This window comes from Bacteroides sp. GD17, from assembly GCF_038448625.1.
In the GTDB taxonomy this organism is placed as follows: domain Bacteria; phylum Bacteroidota; class Bacteroidia; order Bacteroidales; family Bacteroidaceae; genus Bacteroides.
Window position 1 is genome coordinate 1 of the sequence record NZ_JBCEZS010000045.1, and the last position, 2,771, is coordinate 2,771.

1 protein-coding gene and 1 pseudogene are annotated in these 2,771 nt (G+C 35.0%); both read right to left on the reverse strand.

What is annotated here, in order from left to right:
• Positions 1-148 precede the first annotated feature (148 nt).
• Positions 149-996: pseudogene (locus AAE250_RS23425) on the reverse strand (RloB domain-containing protein).
• A gap of 9 nt (positions 997-1,005) precedes the next feature.
• Entirely contained in the window at positions 1,006-2,193 is a 1,188-nt protein-coding gene (locus AAE250_RS23430; protein WP_294601738.1) for an AAA family ATPase, read from the reverse strand.
• Between the last annotated feature and the right edge of the window lie 578 nt (positions 2,194-2,771).

Consider the following 2,771-nt stretch of genomic DNA (forward strand, 5'->3'; position numbering starts at 1 on the left):
CTCAACCACTACTTCCATTTCTACCCCGGCAGTATCACCGAACCCGAACTCCATGTGATGATCGAAGATATGCTGTATGTGCATAAGGTGAGATAAAAAAGAGGAATGCTTCATGTGCATGAGGCGTGATAGGGGAGAAGATCCCCTGTCATTCAGAGCATAGCTGTGTGTAGAGAACCGTATCTTCAGTCAATATCTGAATACCCAAAGCATCCTCTATCTTAGAAAGTGTTTCTAACGAAAGGTTATCTTTCCCTTTTAATATTTTAGATATATATTGCTGGCTACAATTCATTTTTTCTGCCAGTTGTTTCTGCGTCATCCTATCATAACAGTTCGCTATAAGATTGGGAGAACGTCGAAACAATGTCTTCTTATTTATTTCTTCATTACTTCATGAAAGAAATCTGCCATTTCGCTATAAGTGTGTTCACGTCCTTCCTTTGATTTAGATAATATTGACTTCTCTGAATTCTCAATTGCTTTATCAAGATTCCCTCCATTTGCAAGCAAGAAATTATGTAATCCTTTACATTTTCTACTTAAAAATTCTTCAGTCTTTTCATAATTACAAATATGTTCTAACTCCTTAGTTAGTTCACCAGAGCTATTAAATTGTTGTGTTGTATATTTGAAATGATACAAGAACCATATTTCCAAACAGCGCTCGTTTTCAAAAAAGCGTATTAAGCTTTCAGTCCCTTGCCGCTTCTTGATGATCGTTTTTTGATGATATTTTGTTTTCAGTCTTAGATAATTCTCTCGGTTTCGTCCTTCTTTTTTATTATCCATATCAATTAAACAAAATATCATGTTATATCCATCGTCAATGCATTGTTCTATCCGACGTTCCAATTCAGTCATGCTGGTGGCATGATTGGGAACTACAGGCTTTACTTGTGCATGAATCATACCTTCTAAAGATTTCAAATAATATTTTTCAGTCGGTCCTTCACCGATAACAGCTATTGTTGTTCTTGTTTTCCGTGTTTTCATATCACCTCTTTAAAAAATGGAACCTAATTCTGGTTTAGCGCCAAGTTTGCCTGTCTTATATGCTTTATAAAGAGACAAATTCTTGTGCAATCCAAATTCCGAAGCACAATAAAGTTCAGTAGAGGCATCTTCCTTTGATTTCTCAGTAAACCAAACCATATCCCGGCGTATAAATTCTTCGTCCAATAACTGCTGGTCTTGTGTAGTGAACAAGATTTGCGAATTGGCTGTATTCATCATAAATGTTGTTAGGAAATGAAGTAGAAGATCATAATGCAAATTACTTTCTATTTCATCAAAACTATAAATATGATCTTCATGCAACATGTTGAACATGCATTCTTGTAGTTGGAAATAACGTAATGTTCCTAATGATTGGTCAATAGAAGATAAAGTAAAATCTGCTCCATTTATGGTATGATGAGTAAAAAATACATCTTTGCCACTTTGCATCCTTACTTCATTGTCAATACTTATATTGGAAATATTAAAATCAGCCTTTCGCATGGCTGAGATAAAATAATCTTTCTTCTCTTTATTGTCAATCAGTTGCTGGGCAATATCCAAAAGGGAGTTTCCTTTCAGACCATGTACATAACGAGCAATCCAATTATAGGTATCACGGAATATCTTTGCGTCTTCATATAGAGATACTTTTGCGAAAGTAGATAATACGGTGTGGTTATTCAAAGTGTTGTCTATAAGTGTTTTTTTACTTTTCAAATGCAAACCGACTGTACGACCAAACTCAATGTTTGGCACTACGTCTTCATGAACAAACGTCCGAGTATAAAATAAGGATAATACTCCATTAGGAGCATATTCCATTTTCTCGGAAATAATATAACGGTTATTATATTCCAGTGAATAATCGTACCGTACTTGTCCTATAAAAAAGGAAACGGACAATCGGGTGTTTTTATCCTTATCCAAAGCAAAGGGGTAAAAAGGTATAGCTTGCAGCTTGTTAGTATAAGGAGACACTAACATTCTCCATACTGTTTCATAAGCATAGAGAATATTACTCTTTCCAGAAGCATTAGCTCCATAAAGTATAAGCATACGATTTAAACGCACCCCAGGTTTTATTTCGACAGTTAATAACTCATGAGAGGTCTTATCTTTGCTGGCTTCGAAAGATAACACCTGCTTTTTTCGTATTGACATGAAATTCTCTATCTCAAGTTCTCTTATCATACTTTCATCCTTTTATTTCGTAACTTTTCTACAAAAATAGCGAATTACCGACATGGAAGGTGTTTTTTACTGCATTATTTCACTTTTTTATCTTTTGGGATATTGCACTTATAATCATGTTTATTGTAATTTCTTACGCCAATATTCCTCATTCCCTTTGTAACTATATTATTTCTATATATTTACGTAATTTAAGGCGTAACTATTTACCTTTTCTGTTTATTATTTACTTTGTACTTTTGCGTAATCATAAGGTGTATATGTGATAAAAGATGCTATACTATTATTGCATATATTATAACAACTAACAATAGTAAATGGAAAAAGAAAAAATACATCATCTGTTCAAGATGAACGCATCGTGCGTTTCATGCGAATGTATCATCTGTTGGGGCGAAGTGCATCATGCGTTTCTTAAAATTCAATCATCCGCCCCATAGATATACGAAGTATATCTTATCTTCTTACTTAATTATGTTGTGTCCGCCAAGTGGCGCAAAGCCTGGCGCAAGACGCTTGCATGCTGTTGGCATTCAACGTGTATGAGTGGCGCAAAGGGTGGCGCAGGAGTGGCGCAA

Bases quoted from the DNA above. Each gene is read 5' to 3' on its own strand.
- AAE250_RS23430 (WP_294601738.1), bottom strand. From the start codon at position 2,193: ATGATAAGAGAACTTGAGATAGAGAATTTCATGTCAATACGAAAAAAG.